This window comes from Pantoea sp. CTOTU46764, assembly GCF_031974595.1.
Taxonomy (GTDB): domain Bacteria; phylum Pseudomonadota; class Gammaproteobacteria; order Enterobacterales; family Enterobacteriaceae; genus Pantoea; species Pantoea trifolii.
In genome coordinates, this window is the sequence record NZ_DALYOQ010000011.1 from 24,873 (window position 1) to 45,325 (window position 20,453).

A 20,453-nucleotide genomic window follows, 5' to 3' on the forward strand; every position below is an offset into this window, starting at 1 on the left:
TGAAAGCCAGACGCGGCGCTTATTTGTTACGCCAGCGATATATCCGGCTCAGCCACAGCAGCAGTTGATACCATTGGCGTACGCCGCGCGCATTACGCAGCATGCGCTTATGGGTTTGCGTAGCAAACAGATCGGCAATCATCGCCTGACGCGCGTCCTCCTCGGGCTCGCGTCGGATACAGTGACAAACGCTGAGCGCCTCATGGGTGACCTGGTAGTGAAACGCCGGGTAAATTGTTACTTGATGGCGATAGCGTGCGTTGAGCTCTTCCAGCAATTGCGCAATTTTCAGGTAATGACGCTGATACTCGACGTTACGCTGGCCGGTGCGTTTACGATTACTGATTGAGGCATCATGCATGTAATAACGGTAAAGCACCCGATCGGTGTAGCGAACGCGTTGGGCATTAAGCATGAACTCAGTCGTCCATGGAATGTCCTGATGATGCAGGCCAGGTTCAAAGTAAAGTTTGAGCCGTTCAATCAAGTCACGGCGGTAAATGCCCAGCCAAACCACATGCATATAGCGATGCGTTTTAAGTGCTTTATTGAGCCACTCAGGGCCGCCGAACACTTCGGTGCTGGTAAGGCGATCGAGAGGAATCAGTGGCTTCACTTGCTGGCTGGCTTTGAAATACCATTCTGCGTTGCACTGCGCAGCATCGAGATTGTCGCGTTCTGCCATCTCAACCAGCGTTTGATACATTGCCGGATCCATAGTGTCGTCGGCATCTGGAAACGAAACGTACTTACCGCGCGCTACCGCTAAGCCGGCATTGCGCGCGCGCGATACGCCACCGTTGGCCTGGTGAATCACTCGCACATGTGGGTGCTGCTGCGCGTAGGCGTCGGCACGTTCGCCGGAACCGTCGGTGGAACCATCATCGACAATGATAATTTCCATTTCTTTCAACGTTTGGGCCAGCAATGACTGCATGAATGTTGCGAACATCTCGCCGGCATTGAACATGGGCGTGATGATGGAGAGTAAAGGGGAACTTTCTAGCTGCATGGTCATGCTGTTTTACTGTTCTTCCGTCGCGCCAGGCGTTGCTGCTGCCTGGCGCTGATAAAATCATGAATATCGTTTAGCTTCCGCTGATCAAGTTCAAACAGCTGTTCAGCGGGATGCATAAATTTGTACTGTGCGTCGAAAACAAAAGATGAGGGCGCAATATGATTTGGCCCAATCAACAACACATCGCCCAGCGGGCGCTGCTCTTCAACGCAACATGGGCCATAAATCAAAATGATCGGCACCTGCTGCGCATCGGCGATATAGACATTGCCGGAATCTGACGCGATATAGAAATCCATTTCACCGATAGCCGCTGGCACGTCTTCTAATGGCACCTTGCCAACCAGGCTGATGAGGTTCTCGCGCGCGCCGACAACTTTATACAACTCCTGCAAGCGTGATTGTTCATTCGGTGCGCCAAAGGCATAAAACTGGCAAGGCAGATCGCTCAAGTGGTTAAAAAGTCGCTGCCAAATTATCGGTGGGATCGTTTTTGCCTGATTACCTGCGGTAATACTGATGCCAATGCGAATGCCATCATGCTGGAATATTTCATCCGGCAGCGAGTTGGGTTGCCAAAGTGGTTGTGTGGCATGCTTAGGATAACTCTCTTTAGTGAACGAGCGATCGGCGAGTTTCAGGTAATTTTCCAGCGTCAGGGTATTTTTTTCATGTTCGACCACGCCGCTTGCAGTGAGGTAAAACAAACCCTGATAACTTTTGCGGCGATAACTTGAAAGAAACTGTTTGTTGCTGGCATTACAGCAAGCGGCAATAAACAGATTGAGATTGGTGGGATGCAATAGATAGATGTTGTCGTAGCGGTTGAGTATCTGCCACACCAACTTCATTTTTTTGACTAAGCCTGAACGATGCTCTTCGATATACCAGATGTTTTCCAGCGTGTTATTGCGCGTGGCAAGAGCGGCAACGCTATTGCTCAATAGCGCATCGCTTTTTCCCAGATGGGTTAATAGCGGGGTGATATTAACGAAATCACCGATCTTGGCTGTTTGAATAACCAGATTTTTACCGGTTCGGCCGTGGAAGATTTTCATCACCCATTTGACCGGTAAAAAAAGTAAAAATAGAATTACATACGTCAACGATCTATCCCCATGATACGGCCACACCGACATGGGGACCTATTAACCTGAAACGTGCTGAGTGCCTGAAAATAGAGGTACTTCCATTTCTGCCAGTTGCAAATACTGCTGACAAATAATCTTGAGACTATAAATGCTTAAGTCCAGATCTTGCAACTCAGGCGGATCGGCATAAATCTCGCGCATTCTCTGCGCGAGTGAATCAGCATTCAAATCCGCTAGACCGCGCGCCAGGTCGCCGGTCATGATGGCCGACGGCGCGCCGGGGCAGCGAGTACTTACCACGGATGTGCCGCAGCTCAAGGCTTCAACCAGTACATTGCCGAATCCTTCGCTGTCTGAACTCACTACTAACAGCCGAGCGTGGCGAATCCACGGGTAAGGATTTTTATGAAAACCTTCAAAGCGCACACGTTCTGCGATGCCTAAATCAGTGGCTTGCTGGCGTAATCTTTCCGTGATTTTTTCGCTCCCCTGACCCAATAAAACCAGCGGAGCAGTGATGCCACTCTGAGCATAGGCGGCCAGCAAACGATCGTGACGCTTAGTTTCATGGAAGCGTCCGACGTGCAGCACGAAATTGCGTCCTGCAAGTGGGCAAGGTTCTGCGGCCAGTCGGGAAATAAGTTCGAAATCAAATGGGTTAAAGATGACCTGCGCTTTGCTGGGCTTCACGCCGATATTATGAATCACATCATCAATGACGTATTGCGAGACGCCGATAAGCTGCTTGCCGTGGTAAGTATCACGAATTTTCAGCCGCTTAAGCCATAAAGAGAAACCTGATTTGCGAGCAAGATAGGAGGCTGAAAAAACGCCGTGCAGGCAATACCAGGTTTTACTCGCATCCAGCGCACGTGCATAGCGAACAATGCGATCGGTTTTGTGCAGATTAGATAAAACCAAATCGAATTTTCCGTGCAGCGCTTCGCTTTGAAGCACGGCTTCATCTAGCAAATGCGCACGACGATGGGTTTCAGTCAGTTTGCGCCACGGACGTGAACTTTTATCAATCACGGTCTGATAATCCACGCCCGCAGGAATGGGGTATTCGCAGACTTTGCGCAAGGAGAAAAGCGACACACGATGTCCCTGACTGATAAAACCCTCAGCCAGTGTCAGCACGACTTTTTCGGCACCGCCGCCCGGCAGGCCATCAATCACCATCAGAATGCGCTTCGACAAATTCTTTTGCTCCTAATCGCCAGCCTGTTTTGTATGACAATGCAGCTATCATCCCCTGATAAAACAGGACTGAATATAAGATAAATCAATTTATTAGGTATGTTTGGCTTCAGATATTGCTTATTGCTCTTACGATGAACATTCTGCGTATGCGCGTCGATGTGCAGTCTAATTTACTCTAGTTTAACCACACTTATACTGCTAACAACATCTGTGCGAACACGCCAGATGAAATGTTTGCCCTCACTCAAGGGCTTGCGTACCATAGCGATGAGAAAGTGCTCATTTTACCGGATAAGTTATGGATAAGCCTGCGTTTTTAATTACTCTCGATACTGAAGGGGATAATCTTTGGCGCAATCGCAGCGGCAAGGTTACCACGCGAAATGTTCAGTTCCTGCCGCGCTTTCAGGCTTTATGTGAGAAATACGGGTTTAAACCTACCTGGCTAACCAATTACGAAATGGCGAGCGATGCGGCTTATGTTGAATTTGGTCGCGATCTACTGGCGCGCGGGCAAGGTGAAATCGGCATGCATCTTCATGCATGGTATAGCCCGCCGGAATACGCGTTGACCGATGATGACTGGCGCTATCAGCCTTATTTGATTGAATTTCCTGAAAATATTTTGCGCGACAAGGTCGCATACATGACCGATTTGCTGGAAAGCGCTTTTCAGCAGAAGATGACTAGCCATCGAGCCGGACGCTGGGCTTTTGATGAAGTTTACGCCCGAGCATTGATTGACAATGGTTATCTGGTTGATTGCTCCGTCACACCGCGCGTGGATTGGCGCAATTCATCTGGTGCGCCGCAAGGCAAAGGCGGCACCGATTACAGCCGTTTCCCCGATCATGCTTATTACCTTGATGTTCATGACATTTCCCGCGCAGGTGACAGTCCGTTGTTAGAGTTGCCGATGAGCATTCAATACCGCTATGGCACATTCACTAATCAGCTGAAAAAAGTGTGGAATGACGTACGCGGCAAGAAACGGGGTCCCTCTGTCAACTGGCTGCGTCCGGTTGGGGGCAATGTGGCGCAGATGAAGCAGGTGGTTGAGCAAACACTTAGCCAGGGAAATGATTACGTCGAATTCATGCTGCATTCATCAGAATTCATGCCTGATGGCAGCCCCACATTTAAAAATGAAGCTGACATTGAGCGCCTTTATGATGATTTAGAGCAGCTTTTCAGTTGGTTACAATCACGTACTCAGGGTATGACGCTGACGGAATATGCGCTGCAGAAGAGAAACAGCGCTATCTAGCGGAGCGGTATAAATTTATACCGCAATTTCTTTCATCATCGTTGCAACATCTGCGGCTTGAATATCCGCCATGCTGTGTCCTTGCGCAGGGCGCAGCACGTACTGATTCTTACCATAACCACCTATCAACCCCGGATCGGTTGGACCGTAAAGTGTGATATTCGGACGATCCAGCGCCGCCGTAAGGTGACTCAAACCGGTATCCACCGACACCACCGCACGCGCGCCGGCTAGCTGCTGCGCTACCTGCTCCAGCGTTAATTTTGGCAGTACTTCAACATGAGCGAACCCTTCGGCCAGACGCTGTGCGCGTTGATGTTCATGCTCAGCGCCCCACGGCAACTTCACGCGCAAACCTGTTGGCTGCACTAACTCAATCAGCGCACGCCAGTGTGATTCCGGCCAGTGTTTGTTATCACGCGTGGTGGCATGCAGAAACACCAGATAAGGCTGAGCGTTGTCTGGCAGCGTAGAACGGAAATGGCCAGCAATCGCATAATCGCCCTGCGTGGTGGGCTTTTCATAGCCGAGGCTTTTGGCAAACAGCTCGCGCGTACGTTCCACCGCATGCTGCTCCTTGTTGATTTCATGGCGTTTGTCATACCACCAACTGGCGAAAGGTTCACGCGCACTGCGGCTGTCTTGTCCGTGCTTCTCGCCTTTTGCCAGGCGCGTAACCAGCGCGGCGCTTTTGATCAGGCCTTGCGCATCCAGCACCACATCATACTGACGCGATTGCAGCTCACGCTTAAATTGCACACGCTCTTCACGCTGCTGGCTGCCGAACCAGTGCTTGCGCCAGCGGCGAATCGCCACCGGCAGCACTTTATCGACCGCCGGATGCCAGGCTGGGATTTGAGCGAAGTTCTCTTCAACCACCCAATCAAACCTGATGCCAGGAATCGCCTGCATCGCATCTGTCAGCGCCGGTAAGGTGTGCAGCAGGTCTCCCATTGAGGAAGTTTTAACAATTAAAACGTGCATCTTTACTCCTGCACCGGATGCAACAGCGCGCTCAGTTCCTGATGAACGCGCGCTGGCTGAATATCGATCAGGCTCTGGTGATAACCTTGCTCGGCATCACCTTTGCGGACTTTGTGATAACCGGTGATCAAACGAATAATGCGCGCATGTTGGGACAACGGCGGCGTGAAGTCCGGGCTGCTTGGGCCATACAGCGCCACCAGCGGACGATTCAATGCAGCAGCGATATGCATCAGGCCGGAATCGTTACTGATTACCGCCGCGCAATTCGCTAACAGAATCACCGCTTGCTCCAGTTGCGTCTCACCGGCCAGATTTTTGCAGTGCGCACGCGCCACTTCAGACAGCGTCTGCACAATGGTGTCGCCAGTTTCGCGGTCTTTCGCTGAACCGAACAGCACCACCTGATAACCTTCGCCAATCAGCTGCTCTGCCAGCGCGGCATAATGGTAGTGTGGCCAGCGCTTCGCCGGGCCAAACTCTGCGCCTGGGCAAAAGCCGATCACCGGGCGATCGGCCGACAGCGCAAAATGTGCCGCCGTCATCTGCTTTTCATCGTCATCAACACGCAATTGCGGCCACAGCAATGGCTGTGGCAGCTGCTGCGCGGAAGCAACCGGTTTGTCATAGCCGAGCGCCACATAGCGCTCAACCATCAACGGAAAGGCCGCTTTGTCCAGCAGGCGCACATCATTCAACACGCCATAGCGCATCTCGCCGCGCCAGCCAGTGCGACGTTTGATCCCGGCGAAAAACGGCACCAGCGCAGATTTGAAGGAGTTCGGCAGCACGTAGGCGCGGTCGTAGCCGCTGGCCTGCAGGGTTTTCCCCAAACGACGACGTTCGCCTAGCGCTAATGCGCCATGGCCGAGCGGCATCGCCAGCGCCTGATTCACTTCCGGCATACGCGACAGCAATGGGCGGCACCATGCCGGCGCCATCACGTCGATTACCGCTTCAGGATGCTCAGCCTTGAGCGTGCGATAGAGACTTTGCGACATCATCATATCGCCGACCCATGATGGGCCAATAACCAGAATTTTCATCGCTGCTGCCGATTTCCTTATGCGTTACGGTTCAGCCAGGCCATATATTCGCCCACGCCTTGCGCGACGGTTTTAAACGGCTTGTCGTAACCGGCCGCACGCAGATTGGTGAGGTCGGCTTGGGTAAACGCCTGATAACGGCCTTTCAGCTTGTCCGGGAACGGAATGTATTCAATCTGGCCCTTCTGATGGAAGTTAAGCACCGCATCAGCCACTTCCTGGAAAGATTCAGCGCGCCCGGTACCGCAGTTGTAGATACCGGAAACACCGTTTTCCCAGCACCACAGATTTACCGCCACCACGTCATCAACGTGGATGAAGTCGCGGCGGAAATCGTCGCTGCCTTCGAACAGTTTTGGATTTTCACCGTTGCTGATTTGCGTGTTGAGGTGGAACGCGACGCTCGCCATGCCGCCTTTGTGGCCTTCACGCGGACCGTACACATTGAAGTAACGGAAGCCGCACACCGGCGATTCGGCTTCAGGCAGAATCTGGCGCACATAGTGATCGAACAGCATTTTCGAGTAACCGTATACGTTCAGCGGCTGCTCGTACTGGCGCTCTTCGATGAAGTTCTCATTGCGGCCGCCGTAAGTGGCCGCAGAAGAGGCGTACAGGAACGGAATTTCACGCTCGAGGCAGAAGTGCAGCAGATCTTTCGAGTACTGATAGTTGTTATCCATCATGTACTTGCCGTCCCACTCGGTGGTCGCGGAACACGCACCTTCGTGAAAAACGGCTTCGATGGGGCCGAGATCTTCGCCAGACATGATGTAGCTGAGGAATTCCTCTTTATCCATGTAATCAGCGATGTCGAGATCCGCCAGATTCACGAACTTGGTGCCATCCTTCAGATTATCCACCACCAAAATGTCGGTCAGACCGCGATCGTTCAGCGCTTTAACAATGTTGCTGCCAATCATGCCAGCGCCACCGGTTACGATAATCATATGCTTTGCCTTTAAAGAGTTGGGGTAAACAGGAGGTTTCACCCACGAATGCCTATCATCATAACATTTCAGCCAGACGCAGGCAGCCAGATGACTCCGTAAGCGCTGCACAAATCCTGTCCGCAGCGTGAACTATGCTGCAAAACCGAGATATTGATGGCTGAAATATCGTCTATTCGCTTTTCGATCAGTAATATGTGCCAAAATTTTGCTATCTGAGGAGCAGAATCATGTCCAGTCAGTTTTATTCGCAAATTCGTCAACAACTTGAGACAACACGTCAGGACGGATTGTTCAAACGAGAACGCACCATCACATCGGCACAGCAGGCAGAAATCAACGTTGCCAACAGCCCGCCCGTTATCAACTTTTGCGCCAACAACTATTTGGGTTTAGCCAATCATCCGGCATTGATCCAGGCGGCGAAAGACGGCATGGATTCGCACGGTTTTGGCATGGCCTCGGTGCGCTTTATCTGCGGCACGCAGGACATCCACCAACAGCTGGAACATAAGCTGGCTGAGTTTCTCGGCATGGAAGACGCGATTCTGTTCTCGTCCTGCTTTGATGCCAACGGTGGCCTGTTTGAAACGCTGCTCAGCGCTGAAGACGCGATTATTTCCGACGCCCTCAATCACGCCTCGATCATTGATGGCGTGCGTCTGTGCAAAGCGCAGCGCTATCGTTACGCCAACAATGACATGAGCGAGCTGCGTGCGCGTTTACAGGAAGCACGCGATAAAGGCGCGCGTCACATCCTGATTGCCACCGACGGCGTGTTCTCGATGGATGGCGTGATCGCCAATCTGCAGGGCATTTGCGATCTAGCCGATGAGTTCGATGCGCTGGTGATGGTCGATGATTCTCATGCGGTGGGCTTTGTCGGTTCTGCCGGACGCGGCACGCACGAATATTGTGACGTGATGGATCGCGTCGACATTCTGACCGGCACGCTGGGCAAAGCGCTGGGTGGTGCATCGGGCGGCTACGTGGCAGCGAAGAAAGAAGTGGTTGAATGGCTGCGTCAGCGCTCGCGTCCGTATCTGTTCTCCAACTCGCTGGCGCCGGCAATTGTTGCCGCCTCGCTGCGCGTGCTGGAGCTGCTAAGCGAAGGCGACGGTTTACGTCAGCGCCTGTGGGAAAACGCCCGCTTCTTCCGCGAGAAAATGACTGCTGCAGGTTTCACGCTGGCCGGCGCCGATCACGCCATCATCCCGGTAATGCTGGGCGATGCCAAAGTGGCGCAGCAGTTTGCCAACCTGTTGCAGCAGGAAGGCATCTACGTCACCGGCTTCTTCTATCCGGTGGTACCGCAAGGCCAGGCGCGTATCCGTACGCAGATCTCTGCCGGACATACGCAGGCGCAGCTGGAGCACGCCGTGGCTGCCTTTACCCGCATTGGTCAACAGCTGGGCGTTATTTCAGGAGCAAGTAAATGAAAGCACTCGCCAAATTAAAAGCCGAAGAAGGCATTTGGATGGTTAAGGACGCGGCGATTCCCGAACCCGGCCATAACGACCTGCTGATTAAGATTCGTAAAACTGCTATCTGCGGCACCGACGTACACATCTATAACTGGGACGACTGGTCGCGCAAAACCATTCCAGTCCCGATGATCACCGGCCATGAATATGTGGGCGAAGTGGTAGGAATGGGTCAGGAAGTTAAGGGCTTTGCCGTGGGCGATCGCGTTTCCGGTGAAGGTCATATCACCTGCGGCCATTGCCGCAACTGCCGCGCCGGACGCACGCATCTGTGCCGCAATACGGTAGGCGTTGGCGTCAATCGTCAGGGCTGTTTCGCTGAATATCTGGTGATTCCGGCATTTAACGCCTTCAAAATTCCTGACAACATTTCCGATGAACTGGCGGCGATTTTCGATCCCTTCGGCAATGCGGTGCATACCGCGCTGTCGTTCGATTTGGTAGGCGAAGATGTGCTGATTTCCGGTGCTGGGCCAATTGGCATTATGGCGGCGGCGGTGTGTAAGCACGTCGGCGCGCGCCATGTGGTGATCACCGACATCAACGACTATCGCCTCGAACTGGCGCGCAAAATGGGTGTAACGCGCGCCGTGAACGTGGCGCAGGAAAATCTGCGTGACGTGATGGCTGAACTCGGCATGACCGAAGGCTTTGATGTGGGTCTGGAGATGTCCGGTGCGCCAGCGGCGTTCCGCACTTTGCTGGAAGTGATGAACCACGGCGGTCGCATCGCGCTGCTCGGCATTCCGCCGGGCGAGATGTCCATCGACTGGAATCAGGTAATCTTTAAAGGCCTGTTCATCAAAGGCATCTACGGCCGCGAGATGTTCGAAACCTGGTACAAGATGGCGGCGCTGATTCAGTCTGGCCTCGATCTCACGCCGATCATCACCCATCGCTATCACATTGATGAGTTCCAGCAGGGCTTTGATGAGATGCGTTCGGGACGATCCGGCAAAGTGGTGTTGAGCTGGGATTAAACCTTTCTCCGGCCTGATGGCCGGAGAATTTCAGGACTGCTGTTTTTCCGCATCCGTCAGATAACGTACTTTGCGCGTATAATCCTGGCCTCTAAAAGTGAGAGGCTGAGTGGGATCATGTAAATACTTTTGCCATTCACTCAATGGAAAACCACCATGCGCGCCAATGACTTCTGCGGGGATTGTCGCCGGGGTGCCACCAATCTTTTTTGACACAGGCCAATTCGCCCATTCACCTAAATTAACTGTGCGTAGATCCAGCATATCCAATAAGGCGGCAAGAGGAAGCTGATCTGTCGGCGGTTGACTATCGTTCATTAATTCCCAGGTGTCCTGAAATAGCGTTAACCATAGTGGACAAATGCGTTTCCAGGTTTGTCGGGTTGCCGCCAAATAGGCGCCATTAACGTGGTCTTCAAAATAAGGTCTTATTGACGGCCGGTAATAGGCGGGAATGGCATGTTTTTCTGCACCCTCCAGCTTGGCGATCATTTTTCCGTTACGGAAACTAGAATAAAGGTGACCTGCATGCATGCGAATATCGGGGGATTTAAGCAAATTCAGATCCGAATCAATCATTAAAATACCGTTACCTTTTGCTTGTAAAGGCGCCTGAATTTTAATTAAACGGCTGCGGTAGATTTGCTTGTAACGATAGCTCTCTTCACGATGAGGAACATCTAACGTTACCACACGACTATTGTGTGGAAGTTTGCCAAAAACCTGCACAGGCTGATCGCTAACGATAACAATCTCTTTCATTTCGGGCGCAAACCGACTGGCAAACTCGGCGCTTAATAACGCTTCTTCAACATAGTCAGCACCGGTACAAGGTATGACAACAGAGGTAACCGGAACATCGCCCTGCGTACTGCTTTGCGAATAGGGGATATTATGACGCCCACGAATATGCCGACGATTTTTGTTTAAAAAATCAAACATCCGTTTTCCTTTCAATACTCTTATCCAATATCATTTCAACCCCCGCGACATAGTGTTCAATCGCGTAGCATTCACGCACGCGTAATTCCGCAGTACTAATCAGTCGCTGGCGCAAGCTTGCATCTTTCCATAAGGCGGTAAGATGAGCACTTAATTGCTTAACATCGCCATATTCAAAAATTAATCCAGTCTCATTATGGTTAATTAACTCTGAGGTGCCCACGATATTCGAACCAATAACGGCCGTTTTCACCAGCATGGCTTCCAGCACTACGCGCGGTAAGCCTTCACTGCGCGAGGCGAGAATAAAGGCATCAAACGCTGCGAGGTAATCCAGCGGGTTGTTTTGAAAACCGGTAAAAACAACATTCGTTTCAATGTTTTCTTTAAGTGCCAGCTGAACCAGATTTTCATGTTCCGGCCCGGAACCCACCACCACCATTTTCCATTTAGCTTCAGGATGCATGCGTTTAAATTGGCCTAGCGCCTGGAAAATATGATGATTCGCTTTACGTGTAATAAGGGATCCGATCGAGCCAAAAATAAAAGTATCAGGCGAATAAGCAAAGCGCTCGCGCACTTTCTCGTGATCCGGTAAGGCCTGATGGATATCGATGGCGTTTGAAACAGTAAAGCAACGCTGCGCATCAACCCCGCTCTGGCGCAGCGTCTGGTTTACGCCATGCGAAACCGCGATAACGGCATCAACACGTTCATTAACCATCTCGACCAGCGCAGAGTTCATTTGCGGCTCAATGCGGCAGTGTTGTATTAACGCAACCGGCATACCCTGAACAGCGCGATAGCCTTCAACATTGGTGCTGGGCTGATTATTCATATACAGCGCGTCATATTGCCCTGCATGCAAAATTGATGAAATCTGTTTTGCGTTTGGCAACACACGCCATTTTTCATCAACCCGACCAATCATCTGCTTCTTCAGCGAACGGTTAAAAATGAATAGCGTGCGTAACAGCTCTTTAGCGATTTTCGCCCATTTCGGCTGACGACGCTGGGCGATAAAAACCACCGGAATGCCAATCGAATTGAGAATTGACTCAACAGTTTCACTGTTGCCGCGAGAATAGTTGTTATAGAAGCAGCAGGTAATATCAAATTTCTGTCGATCAATGCGCTTGAGCAACTCGAGCATACTGTTGGTACCGCCGCCCCATTCGCGGCCGGTATCCAATAGCAGAATTTTTCTTCTCATTGAATTTCCTATTCCCGATCTCAGAAGAGCTGCTTTATTGACTGAACCAATGGGCTTTGCACAATGCTTTCACTGATCAACTCAACGGCGTGGCTCTGCGGCACTGGCGCCAACGGTTTGTTCGGTTTACATACGCCTGGCGCGCGGAAGCGTTGAGGCTGCGTTTTGGATGGCGGCGGAGTCGTGCCCTGATGCAGCGGCTCATTCAGTAACTGGCTTGGCCGCACTAACGTGATATCGGCGGGTAATGTCGGCAGCATCTGCTGCAGGACGCGCACCGTCGTGGGATGCGGATGGCCAATGGCGATGGCATAACCATCGCGTTGCGCCAGTTTCACCGCGCGGGTAAACTGTATGCGAATTGAAGCTTCATCCTGGCTATCATCAAGGAACACGCGACGTTTCAGTACTTTAACGTTGGTGCCTTGCGCGGCCGGGATCGACTGACTGTTGCCAATCGTCATGCTATCGAGAAAGTAGTAGTTGTAGTGATTGAGCACCTGCATCACTTTCTGCATGCCGGGCAGGCTGGATGTCATTTTGCTGCCCATATGGTTATTCAGGCCGACGGCGTAAGGCACTTTGCCGCTGGCTTCACGAATAATCCGCTCGATTTCCGTGCTGCTCATCTCTGGCGTTAGCGTGTTTTTCTCCAGCGGCTGTTTGCTGAGCGGTGCCATCGGCAGGTGAATCAGCACTTCGTGACCGCCCTGATGCGCTTTCGTCGCCATCTCACGCGCATGTGGCGCATTCGGCAGGACCGCAACGGAAATCGCAGTAGGCATCTGCAGCACTTTATTCTCTTCTTTTGGCCGATAACCGAAGTCGTCGATCACGATGGAGAGTTTACCCGCATGAGCGGAAAGTGATAGAAACAGGCCGCACAGGGCGGCCGAGAGCTTAGAGGGTTGAAACAAAACTTATCTTCCTAACCACGGTAGTGGATTGACGGCCTGTCCCTGGCGTCGGATTTCAAAGTAGAGCGAAGGCGTGCCGCGGCCGCCGCTGGTGCCCACAAGGGCGATAGGCTGTCCTGCCTTCACCTGAGCACCCACGCTCACCAGTGCGCTTTGGTTGTAGCCATAAAGGCTCATATCACCTTTACCGTGTTCCAGAACCACAACCAGACCATAGCCTTGTAGCCAGTCGGCCATCAGTACGCGTCCGTCTGCGATGGCTTTCACTTCAGTGCCTTCTGGCGCATCAACCACCAGACCTTTCCAGCGCAATTCGCCCTGCATCGATTCACCAAAGCGATGTTCAATGCGTCCACGTACCGGCCAAACCGCTTGCCCGCCGGGCTTGCCTAATCCGCCGGTACGCGCCATCAGCTCACGCTCACTCTGCGTTGGCTGATAGCTTGATCCTTTGGCTTTCGCCTGTGCCTGACGTTGACGCACTTTTTCCGCCTCGCGCGCTTCCCGTTCGGCACGTTCACGCGCTTCACGCTCAGCCTTGGCGATTTTGCTCTGCAATCGGCTTTCGTTCTCACGCATCTCAACCAGGTCAGCCTGATCTTTCTCCAGCGAGCTTTCCAGTGCGGTGAGCGTTTTCTTACGCGCCGCGCTAGCTGCTTCCAGCTTGTTTTGCTGCGTCTGCTGCTGAGCTAACAACGATTTTTGCTGATCCTGTTTACCCTGCAATGATTGGCGCTGTTCCGCTAATTGCTGTTGGGTTTGCTTGAGATCGTCGATGTTTTTCTGGCGTGCGGCGTTGAGATAGCCGAAATAGGCAAGAATACGCTCACTGCGCTGGGCTTCTTCGCCACCAAGCAGCAACTGTAGACCATTATGCTGTCCCTGACGAAAGGCGGCATCAAGCTGTTGTGCCAGCAGTTTTTCCTGCTGCGCTTGCTGCTTTTCCAGCCGCGAAATAGAGGAGGTGACCTGCGCGATTTCACCTTCGAGCGTGCTGAGGCTGTTACGCGTTTCGCGCAGCTGACGGCTGGCCTGCGCAATCACTTTTTCCTGACTCTGCAGTTGATCCAACAGCTTACTGCGCTGCACTTTCTGTGCTTTAACGCTTTTCTCTTTCTCGGCGATATCCTGCTGAATAGACTTCAACTGCGTTTTACTGTCATCCGCACTGCGAGCGGCAGCAGGAAGTAATAATGTGCCTGCCAGAAGCAGACTCAGGGAGATTTCGGACCAGCGGAATGACAACGGAAGCGCAGTGCCGTTGTGACGGGTCCTTGTGTGTGTAACGGTCGCTTTTCCCTTCATAGTCGATAATTATTCCACGATGAACAGCCGCTTACCAGTTAGCCCGGCCGGGTTTTACTTTGCTAAAAATATCTGTACCGAGCTTACCGGCATAAACTTTGTCTTAATTTTGGGATTAGAACACTTTTTTTGGAAAATGACGCACAAATCGTAACTCTGTCCCCTTAGCGACTGTACATGCGAAGTGGCGCAGGTATACTCAGAACCCTTGTTTTAGCTTATCAGCCCGGTTTGGAGTCGTTACCCCTCATGCAAGAAATTATGCAGTTTGCAAGCAATCACCCCATCCTCAGTCTGGCATGGGTTGCTTTACTCGTTCTCGTGATTGTGACCACCGTTAAAGGGATGTTCTCTAAAGTAAAAACCATCAGCCGTGGTGAAGCAACCCACCTGATTAACAAAGAGGACGCGGTGGTGGTAGACGTTCGTTCACGTGACGATTACCGCAAAGGACACATTTCTGGGGCTATCAACGTAGCGGCAGCAGACATCAAAAAAGAGAGCTTTGGCGAGCTGGAAAAGCACAAGTCACAGCACATAATTGTAGTTTGCGCGACCGGTCAAAGTGCGGGCGAATCTGCGGCGAAATTGAGCGCAGCGGGCTTCGAGAAAGTCTCCGTACTGAAAGATGGCGTGAGCGGCTGGAGTGGTGAAAACCTGCCACTGGTGCGCGGTAAATAACTTCTTCGAGGTAACCGTATGGCAAATGTAGAGATCTACACCAAAGTCACTTGTCCTTATTGCCACCGTGCAAAGGCGTTGTTGGATCAGAAAGGCGTGTCGTACCAGGAGATTCCCATTGACGGGAACGCGGCGAAACGTGAAGAGATGATTCAACGCAGCGGTCGCACGACGGTGCCACAAATTTTTATTGATGCGCAGCACATTGGCGGCTGTGACGATCTTTACGCGCTGGATGGGCGTCAGGGACTTGATCCTTTACTCCAGGCATAACTTTTCGGTCAGACAATTTTAACTCACAGGATTTAGACACATGTCAGAGCAAAGCAACAGCGAAATGCAGTTCCAGATTCAACGTGTTTACACCAAAGATGTTTCTTACGAAGCGCCAAACGCACCGCAGGTTTTCCAGAAAGAGTGGGAACCGGAAGTGAAGCTGGACCTGGACACCGCCTCTTCTCAGCTGGCTGATGGCGTTTTTGAAGTCGTTCTGCGTGTTACCGTAACCGCAACCGTTGGCGAAGAGACCGCATTCCTGTGCGAAGTTCAGCAGGCGGGTATTTTCACCATTAGCGGTATCGAAGGCACGCAGATGGCACATTGCCTCGGTGCTTACTGCCCGAACATTCTTTTCCCGTATGCACGCGAATGCGTAACCAGCCTTGTGTCTCGTGGTACTTTCCCGCAGCTCAACCTGGCGCCAGTTAACTTTGATGCGCTGTTTATGAACTATCTGCAGCAGCAAGGTGAAGGCGAAGCGCCACATCAGGATGCCTGATGACTACACTCAATGCTTCAATTAGCGTCATCGGTGCCGGCTCGTACGGCACCGCATTGGCCATCACGCTGGCCCGTAACGGCCATCCGGTTCTGCTCTGGGGCCACAATCCTCAAAGCGTGGCGCAGCTGCAAGCTGACCGCTGCAATACCGCTTTCCTGCCCGATGTGCCTTTCCCTGATAATCTCGTTCCCGAAGCCGATCTGGCTACCGTGGTTAATGCCAGTCGCGATCTGCTGGTCGTGGTGCCGAGCCATGTATTTGGCGACGTGCTGACGCAGCTTAAACCGCATTTGCGTGCCGATTCACGGATTGTCTGGGCGACCAAAGGACTGGAAAAGGAGACCGGCCGTTTGCTGCAGGATGTGGCGCGTGAAATCCTCGGCGATGCCATTCCGCTAGCGGTGATTTCCGGACCCACCTTTGCCAAAGAGCTGGCTGCTGGCATGCCTACGGCCATCGCACTGGCATCGACTGATGCGGAGTTCGCTGACGACCTGCAGCAGAAGCTGCACTGTGGTAAAAGTTTCCGCGTCTATAACAATCAGGATTTCATCGGCGTGCAGTTAGGCGGCGCGGTGAAGAACGTGATTGCGATTGGTGCGGGGATTTCTGACGGCATCGGCTTTGGTGCCAACGCGCGTACTGCCTTAATCACCCGTGGTCTGACGGAAATGAGCCGTCTCGGCGCAGCGCTGGGTGCCGATGCCACCACCTTTATGGGCATGGCCGGTTTAGGCGATTTGGTGCTGACCTGTACCGATAATCAGTCGCGCAACCGTCGTTTCGGCATGATGCTGGGGCAAGGTGAGAGCGTAGACGATGCGCAACGCATTATCGGACAAGTTGTAGAAGGCTACAGAAACACTAAAGAAGTCAAAGCATTGGCCGCGCGTGTCGGCGTAGAAATGCCGATTGCTGAGCAGATTTATCAGGTGCTCTATTGCGGAAAATCAGCGCGAGAGGCAGCATTGACCTTACTTGGTCGTGCAAGGAAGGACGAAAACAGCCAAAGCTGAAGCAGGATGCGCCAGCGTCACCACCTGTAGCGCCCCATCAGGCGCTTTTTTTATCGGGAGCAAACAGCAATGTCGTCTGAAGAGTTAGAACTGGTCTGGAACCATATCAAAGCCGAAGCCAGAGCACTGGCCGACTGTGAACCGATGCTGGCCAGCTTTTACCATGCGACATTGCTTAAACACGAAAACCTCGGCAGTGCGCTCAGCTATATGCTCGCCAACAAGCTGGCGAACCCGATCATGCCCGCTATCGCTATTCGCGAAATCGTGGAAGAAGCCTATCGTGAAGACCCAGAGATGATTGTCTCCGCGGCCTACGATATTCAGGCTGTGCGTCAGCGCGATCCCGCTGTTGATAAATACTCCACGCCGCTGCTCTATCTCAAAGGTTTCCACGCCTTACAGGCCTATCGTATTGGTAACTGGTTATGGAGAGAAGGTCGCCGCGCACTGGCGGTTTATCTGCAGAACGAAATTTCCGTCTCGTTTGCCGTAGACATTCACCCGGCGGCACGCATCGGTCGCGGCATCATGCTTGACCACGCCACCGGCATTGTTATCGGCGAAACGGCGATCATCGAAAATGATGTTTCAATCCTGCAATCGGTGACGCTCGGCGGTACCGGTAAAACCAGCGGCGATCGCCATCCGAAAATCCGTGAAGGTGTGATGATTGGCGCAGGTGCCAAGATTCTCGGCAACATTGAAGTGGGACGCGGTGCGAAAATCGGTGCCGGTTCCGTTGTCCTGCAGCCTGTACCGCCGCATACCACGGCGGCCGGCGTGCCAGCGCGCATTGTCGGTAAACCGACCAGCGATAAACCGTCGATGGATATGGATCAGCATTTCAACGGCGCGGGCTTTGAGTACGGCGACGGCATCTAGCCTCTGATCAGCGCGCCAGCATAATCGAGCTGGCGCCACGCTTCATACACCACCACAGATACCGCATTAGACAGATTCATGCTGCGGCTTTCCGCCATCATCGGAATACGGATTTTCTGCTCAGCGGGTAGCGTGTTGAGGATTTCTGCGGGTAAACCGCGACTCTCCGGACCAAACACCAAATAATCACCCTTTTGATAACTCACCGCGCTGTGCGCAGGTGTTCCTTTGGTGGTGAGCGCGAACATGCGCTGAGGCGTTTCCGTCGCCAAAAATGCTGCGTAATTAGCGTGTTTTTTTAAGGCGGTATATTCGTGGTAATCCAGCCCGGCGCGGCGAAGTCGCTTATCATCCCAGGCAAAGCCCAGCGGTTCAATCAGGTGTAACTGGAAACCGGTATTTGCGCACAAGCGAATGATGTTGCCGGTATTTGGCGGAATTTCAGGTTCAAATAAGACAATGTTTAGCATAAGGCCCCCAGAAACGAGGGCCGAAGCATAACAAATTATTGACGGGCGGAGTACAGCGGCAGCCACAGCGTGAGGCGTAAACCGCCGAGCGGACTGTCATCGGCTTTGACCCAGCCGCGATGCTGCTGAATGGCCGTTTCGACAATCGCCAGGCCCAATCCGGTGCCGCCTGATTCACGATCGCGCGCCTCATCGGTGCGGTAGAACGGACGGAAAATCTGCTCGCGATCTTCTGGGCTGACGCCCGGACCATCATCATCGACGTGGATGGTGATGCCTTCGATATCCACCGAGAAGCTGACGCTGATATGCGAATTCGAATAGCGCAGCGCATTACGCACGATATTCTCCAGCGCACTCTCCAGCGCATGTGGATTACCGTACAGCGGCCACGGGCCAGGCGGATAGGGCACTTCCATCAGTTTGCCCATCTGCTCGGCTTCAAATTTGGCATCTTCCAGCACGCCGTTCCACAGCTGGTTGGCCTTCATTGCCTCGCTAACCAGCGCGTTATTGTGCTGAGTGCGTGACAGCACCAGCAGATCGTTAATCATGCCATCAAGACGCTGCGCTTCCGTTTCGATGCGCTGCAGCTCTTTACCTTCACCATTACGGCGACGCAGTAACGCGGTTGCCAGCTGCAAGCGAGTCAACGGCGTACGCAGTTCATGGCTGATATCCGATAGCAAACGCTGTTGCGCCGTCATCATGCGTTCGAGTGCGCTAACCATTTGGTTGAAACTCGAACCCGCTGCCAGAAACTCTTGCGGCCCCGATTCCAGTTCCGGATGCTGACGCAAATTGCCGCTTGCCACTTCATCCGCCGCATATTTAAGTTTTCGGGCAGGACGCGCCAGGCTCCACGCCAGCCACAGCAGCAGCGGTGAACTTATTAACATGGTGACAATGAGTAGCAACAGCGGGCGGTCAAACAGCAGATTGACGAAATCGAGCTGTGAGCTGGTGGCAGGACGAATCAGGTAGAGCTGATAGTTGTCTTCGCCATCGCGCACCGCGAAAGGCCCAACCATTTCAACGCGACCATACTTTTTCTTTTGTGGGTGATCGGCGTTATCCGACTGCCCAATAAAGTTGCGGATGATCTGCATTTCATTATGCTGCGCGCCAATCACCCGGCCTTCGCTGGTCACCAATAACAAGCGCTGTCCGGGCGGCGCCCATTTGTCGATGGAGCGGAACAAGCGACGCCACCACATTAAGTCGTTTGGCGGATCCTGAGACAGCTCCGCTTCAACGTGCTGTTCAATCATGGTGCCCTGACGCTGCTCGCTTTCCAGTAATGCGGTCATCTGGCGCGAATCGAGTTTGGGCACCATCAAAACCAGCATCAACACCAACGCTAGCGTGAGCCAGAAGATGGCGAAGATGCGGGTGGTTAAACTTCCAATCATGATGCCGAAACCATCAGATAGCCGCGTCCGCGCAGGGTTTTAAACCACGGATGACCATCACGACGTTCCGGCAATTTACGGCGCAGATTAGAAATGTGCATATCGATAGCGCGGTCAAACGGTGTCAGACGTTTGCCCAACACTTCCTGACTCAGGTGCTCACGCGATACCACCTGACCCAGATGCTGTGCCAGCAAATAGAGCAGAGTGAACTCGGTGCCGGTGAGATCCAAGGTTTCGCTATCAAAGCTGGCTTCCTGGCGACCTGGATTCAGGCGCAGGCAGTCGACTTCCAGCGTCGGTGAGCTGTTATCATGCTGCTGTTGCTGCTCGCTCCAGTTTGAACGACGCAAAATGGCACGGATACGCGCCACCAGTTCACGATCGTTAAACGGTTTAGGCAGATAGTCATCTGCGCCCAGTTCAAGGCCCAGAACACGGTCCAGTTCGCTGCCACGTGCAGTCAGCATAATGACCGGAGTTTGGTGCTGTTGGCGTAGTTCTTTCAATGTGTCGATACCGTTCTTCTTCGGCATCATGACATCAAGCAATAACAAGTCCACGGTGTTGTCTAGCAGGTTAAGCGCCTGCTCACCATCGCTTGCCACAATGACTTCAAAACCTTCCATCTCAAGCAGTTCTTTAAGCAGCGAAGTTAATTCGCGGTCGTCATCAACCAACAGGATTTTATTCATTTTTTATTGCCCTCCGCAGGCAAAATACCGTGTTCCTTGACTTGCAATCCAACGCTTTACGTAGTTTTACACCCCCTGACGGATGTTTGCAGCCACCGCCGTACACTGGCTCT

General features: G+C 52.7%; 21 protein-coding genes. 8 read left to right on the forward strand and 13 right to left on the reverse strand.

The genetic code is table 11. The features are described from left to right. Positions 1-19: 19 nt before the first annotated feature. Genes RTM06_RS06195 through RTM06_RS06205 form a run of 3 tightly spaced genes read right to left on the reverse strand, consistent with a single transcriptional unit; the run spans position 20 to position 3,291 of the window. Positions 20-1,018 (reverse strand): glycosyltransferase, encoded by a 999-nt coding sequence (locus RTM06_RS06195; protein ID WP_312180708.1) that lies wholly within the window; start codon positions 1,016-1,018, stop codon positions 20-22. Next, positions 1,015-2,124, reverse strand: a complete 1,110-nt coding sequence (locus tag RTM06_RS06200) for a glycosyltransferase family 9 protein (protein WP_312180710.1) — start codon at positions 2,122-2,124, stop codon at positions 1,015-1,017. Before RTM06_RS06200 ends, RTM06_RS06195 begins: the two co-directional genes overlap by 4 nt. Positions 2,125-2,166: 42 nt before the next feature. Next, positions 2,167-3,291: a glycosyltransferase gene (locus RTM06_RS06205; protein WP_256698462.1), complete on the reverse strand. Its 1,125-nt coding sequence runs from the start codon at positions 3,289-3,291 to the stop codon at positions 2,167-2,169. 319 nt (positions 3,292-3,610) lie between these two features. Between RTM06_RS06205 and RTM06_RS06210 the strand changes: the two genes are divergently transcribed. Next, the gene (locus RTM06_RS06210; RefSeq protein WP_293796777.1) at positions 3,611-4,579 is read left to right on the forward strand and encodes a polysaccharide deacetylase family protein; all 969 of its coding nucleotides are present in this window, start codon (positions 3,611-3,613) and stop codon (positions 4,577-4,579) included. A gap of 15 nt (positions 4,580-4,594) precedes the next feature. On the opposite strand, the gene rfaC is transcribed toward RTM06_RS06210, so the two are convergent. From rfaC to rfaD, 3 genes are read right to left on the reverse strand one after another with little or no spacing between them, the layout of a single operon-like run. After that, positions 4,595-5,563 carry a lipopolysaccharide heptosyltransferase RfaC gene (gene rfaC / locus RTM06_RS06215; RefSeq protein WP_312180713.1) on the reverse strand — a complete coding sequence of 323 codons (969 nt, stop codon included), beginning with the start codon at positions 5,561-5,563 and terminating at the stop codon, positions 4,595-4,597. 2 nt (positions 5,564-5,565) lie between these two features. Continuing rightward, positions 5,566-6,609, reverse strand: a complete 1,044-nt coding sequence (gene rfaF, locus RTM06_RS06220) for an ADP-heptose--LPS heptosyltransferase RfaF (protein ID WP_312180715.1) — start codon at positions 6,607-6,609, stop codon at positions 5,566-5,568. Positions 6,610-6,626: 17 nt separating this feature from the next. Continuing rightward, complete coding sequence (gene rfaD / locus RTM06_RS06225; RefSeq protein WP_008109718.1) at positions 6,627-7,559, reverse strand: ADP-glyceromanno-heptose 6-epimerase; 933 nt, start codon at positions 7,557-7,559, stop codon at positions 6,627-6,629. A 230-nt stretch (positions 7,560-7,789) separates the two neighbouring features. Between rfaD and RTM06_RS06230 the strand changes: the two genes are divergently transcribed. After that, on the forward strand, positions 7,790-8,998 hold the full coding sequence (locus RTM06_RS06230) for a glycine C-acetyltransferase (protein WP_256697829.1): 1,209 nt from the start codon (positions 7,790-7,792) through the stop codon (positions 8,996-8,998). Continuing rightward, a complete protein-coding gene (tdh, locus tag RTM06_RS06235) occupies positions 8,995-10,023 on the forward strand; it encodes an L-threonine 3-dehydrogenase (RefSeq protein ID WP_312180717.1) in 1,029 nt (342 codons plus the stop codon). The genes RTM06_RS06230 and tdh overlap by 4 nt, the downstream gene beginning before the upstream one ends. Positions 10,024-10,053: 30 nt before the next feature. On the opposite strand, the gene RTM06_RS06240 is transcribed toward tdh, so the two are convergent. The 4 genes from RTM06_RS06240 to envC are packed head-to-tail and all read right to left on the reverse strand — an operon-like array spanning position 10,054 to position 14,400. Beyond that, entirely contained in the window at positions 10,054-10,965 is a 912-nt protein-coding gene (locus RTM06_RS06240) for a hypothetical protein (protein WP_256697826.1), read from the reverse strand. Continuing rightward, the gene (locus RTM06_RS06245) at positions 10,958-12,178 is read right to left on the reverse strand and encodes a glycosyltransferase (protein ID WP_312180719.1); all 1,221 of its coding nucleotides are present in this window, start codon (positions 12,176-12,178) and stop codon (positions 10,958-10,960) included. The genes RTM06_RS06240 and RTM06_RS06245 overlap by 8 nt, the downstream gene beginning before the upstream one ends. Positions 12,179-12,198: 20 nt before the next feature. Continuing rightward, complete coding sequence (locus RTM06_RS06250) at positions 12,199-13,095, reverse strand: divergent polysaccharide deacetylase family protein (RefSeq protein ID WP_312180721.1); 897 nt, start codon at positions 13,093-13,095, stop codon at positions 12,199-12,201. Positions 13,096-13,098: 3 nt separating this feature from the next. After that, on the reverse strand, positions 13,099-14,400 hold the full coding sequence (gene envC, locus RTM06_RS06255) for a murein hydrolase activator EnvC (RefSeq protein WP_222186086.1): 1,302 nt from the start codon (positions 14,398-14,400) through the stop codon (positions 13,099-13,101). A gap of 249 nt (positions 14,401-14,649) precedes the next feature. On the opposite strand from envC, the gene RTM06_RS06260 reads away from it, so the two are divergent. The 5 genes from RTM06_RS06260 to cysE all read left to right on the forward strand — a co-directional run bounded on the left by RTM06_RS06260 (position 14,650) and on the right by cysE (position 17,763). Continuing rightward, entirely contained in the window at positions 14,650-15,081 is a 432-nt protein-coding gene (locus RTM06_RS06260; RefSeq protein ID WP_008109709.1) for a rhodanese-like domain-containing protein, read from the forward strand. An 18-nt stretch (positions 15,082-15,099) separates the two neighbouring features. Then, entirely contained in the window at positions 15,100-15,354 is a 255-nt protein-coding gene (gene grxC / locus RTM06_RS06265) for a glutaredoxin 3 (RefSeq protein ID WP_097095602.1), read from the forward strand. A gap of 40 nt (positions 15,355-15,394) precedes the next feature. Beyond that, positions 15,395-15,859 (forward strand): protein-export chaperone SecB, encoded by a 465-nt coding sequence (gene secB / locus RTM06_RS06270; protein ID WP_007885330.1) that lies wholly within the window; start codon positions 15,395-15,397, stop codon positions 15,857-15,859. After that, complete coding sequence (gene gpsA / locus RTM06_RS06275; protein ID WP_312180729.1) at positions 15,859-16,878, forward strand: NAD(P)H-dependent glycerol-3-phosphate dehydrogenase; 1,020 nt, start codon at positions 15,859-15,861, stop codon at positions 16,876-16,878. The genes secB and gpsA overlap by 1 nt, the downstream gene beginning before the upstream one ends. Before the next feature lie 69 nt (positions 16,879-16,947). Then, a complete protein-coding gene (cysE, locus tag RTM06_RS06280) occupies positions 16,948-17,763 on the forward strand; it encodes a serine O-acetyltransferase (RefSeq protein ID WP_008109705.1) in 816 nt (271 codons plus the stop codon). Here the strand turns inward: cysE and trmL are convergent. Genes trmL through cpxR form a run of 3 tightly spaced genes read right to left on the reverse strand, consistent with a single transcriptional unit; the run spans position 17,760 to position 20,340 of the window. Then, positions 17,760-18,233: a tRNA (uridine(34)/cytosine(34)/5-carboxymethylaminomethyluridine(34)-2'-O)-methyltransferase TrmL gene (gene trmL / locus RTM06_RS06285; RefSeq protein WP_312180731.1), complete on the reverse strand. Its 474-nt coding sequence runs from the start codon at positions 18,231-18,233 to the stop codon at positions 17,760-17,762. The two genes, cysE and trmL, sit on opposite strands and share 4 nt — an antisense overlap. Positions 18,234-18,268: 35 nt before the next feature. Beyond that, positions 18,269-19,645: an envelope stress sensor histidine kinase CpxA gene (gene cpxA / locus RTM06_RS06290; protein ID WP_008109701.1), complete on the reverse strand. Its 1,377-nt coding sequence runs from the start codon at positions 19,643-19,645 to the stop codon at positions 18,269-18,271. Then, on the reverse strand, positions 19,642-20,340 hold the full coding sequence (cpxR, locus tag RTM06_RS06295; RefSeq protein WP_007885339.1) for an envelope stress response regulator transcription factor CpxR: 699 nt from the start codon (positions 20,338-20,340) through the stop codon (positions 19,642-19,644). The genes cpxA and cpxR overlap by 4 nt, the downstream gene beginning before the upstream one ends. Positions 20,341-20,453 lie beyond the last annotated feature (113 nt).

Coding starts and splice junctions, on each gene's coding strand:
- RTM06_RS06195 (WP_312180708.1), bottom strand. CDS start 1,018: ATGACCATGCAGCTAGAAAGTTCCCCTTTACTCTCCATCATCACGCCC.
- RTM06_RS06205 (WP_256698462.1), bottom strand. CDS start 3,291: ATGGTGATTGATGGCCTGCCGGGCGGCGGTGCCGAAAAAGTCGTGCTG.
- RTM06_RS06210 (WP_293796777.1), top strand. CDS start 3,611: ATGGATAAGCCTGCGTTTTTAATTACTCTCGATACTGAAGGGGATAAT.
- rfaC (WP_312180713.1), bottom strand. CDS start 5,563: ATGCACGTTTTAATTGTTAAAACTTCCTCAATGGGAGACCTGCTGCAC.
- rfaF (WP_312180715.1), bottom strand. CDS start 6,609: ATGAAAATTCTGGTTATTGGCCCATCATGGGTCGGCGATATGATGATG.
- rfaD (WP_008109718.1), bottom strand. CDS start 7,559: ATGATTATCGTAACCGGTGGCGCTGGCATGATTGGCAGCAACATTGTT.
- RTM06_RS06230 (WP_256697829.1), top strand. CDS start 7,790: ATGTCCAGTCAGTTTTATTCGCAAATTCGTCAACAACTTGAGACAACA.
- tdh (WP_312180717.1), top strand. CDS start 8,995: ATGAAAGCACTCGCCAAATTAAAAGCCGAAGAAGGCATTTGGATGGTT.
- RTM06_RS06240 (WP_256697826.1), bottom strand. CDS start 10,965: ATGTTTGATTTTTTAAACAAAAATCGTCGGCATATTCGTGGGCGTCAT.
- RTM06_RS06245 (WP_312180719.1), bottom strand. CDS start 12,178: ATGAGAAGAAAAATTCTGCTATTGGATACCGGCCGCGAATGGGGCGGC.
- envC (WP_222186086.1), bottom strand. CDS start 14,400: ATGAAGGGAAAAGCGACCGTTACACACACAAGGACCCGTCACAACGGC.
- RTM06_RS06260 (WP_008109709.1), top strand. CDS start 14,650: ATGCAAGAAATTATGCAGTTTGCAAGCAATCACCCCATCCTCAGTCTG.
- grxC (WP_097095602.1), top strand. CDS start 15,100: ATGGCAAATGTAGAGATCTACACCAAAGTCACTTGTCCTTATTGCCAC.
- secB (WP_007885330.1), top strand. CDS start 15,395: ATGTCAGAGCAAAGCAACAGCGAAATGCAGTTCCAGATTCAACGTGTT.
- gpsA (WP_312180729.1), top strand. CDS start 15,859: ATGACTACACTCAATGCTTCAATTAGCGTCATCGGTGCCGGCTCGTAC.
- cysE (WP_008109705.1), top strand. CDS start 16,948: ATGTCGTCTGAAGAGTTAGAACTGGTCTGGAACCATATCAAAGCCGAA.
- trmL (WP_312180731.1), bottom strand. CDS start 18,233: ATGCTAAACATTGTCTTATTTGAACCTGAAATTCCGCCAAATACCGGC.
- cpxA (WP_008109701.1), bottom strand. CDS start 19,645: ATGATTGGAAGTTTAACCACCCGCATCTTCGCCATCTTCTGGCTCACG.
- cpxR (WP_007885339.1), bottom strand. CDS start 20,340: ATGAATAAAATCCTGTTGGTTGATGACGACCGCGAATTAACTTCGCTG.